This window comes from Aeromicrobium sp. PFPM2_SD2 (assembly GCF_057364525.1).
Genome location: NZ_JBNFNZ010000842.1, coordinates 1 through 507 on the forward strand (window position 1 = coordinate 1; position 507 = coordinate 507).

The following is a 507-nucleotide window of genomic DNA, read 5'->3' on the forward strand; positions in this document are numbered from 1 at the left end:
CGCGTTGAGCCAGCACCGCGTCCGCGCACGGCCGAGCGCTCGCCGGCCAGCACGCTGCGCAGCACGGACGTCGTTGAGCTCCGGCTCGCCGCCGCGCAGCGCCTCGGGCTCGCAGTACTCGATGCCGAAGTCGTGCGGGTCGATCGCGTCCTCGCTCACCGTGCCGCCGGACGCCACCCAGGCCCGCGTCGTCGTGGTCACGGTGATCTCGTCCAGCCCGTCGTCGCCGCGGAACACCACCGCGTCGGCGCCACGGTCGGCGAAGACGCCGGCCATGATCGGAGCCATGCGCACGTCGGCGCAGCCCACCGCCGAGGCGTCCGGTCGCGCCGGATTGGTCAGCGGGCCGAGGAAGTTGAACACCGTCGCGATGCCCAGCTCGCGGCGGGGCGCCGCGGAGTAGCGCAGCGAGGAGTGGAACACCGGCGCGAAGCAGAAGGTGATGCCCGCCTCGCCGAGCACGTCGCCGACGGCGGCCGGCCGGCACGTCGAGCCGCACGCCGAGGC

General features: G+C 74.8%; 1 pseudogene. It reads right to left on the reverse strand.

What is annotated here, in order from left to right:
• Positions 1-507 (reverse strand): annotated as a pseudogene (locus AC2W7G_RS18425) (anthranilate phosphoribosyltransferase); the annotation flags it as partial.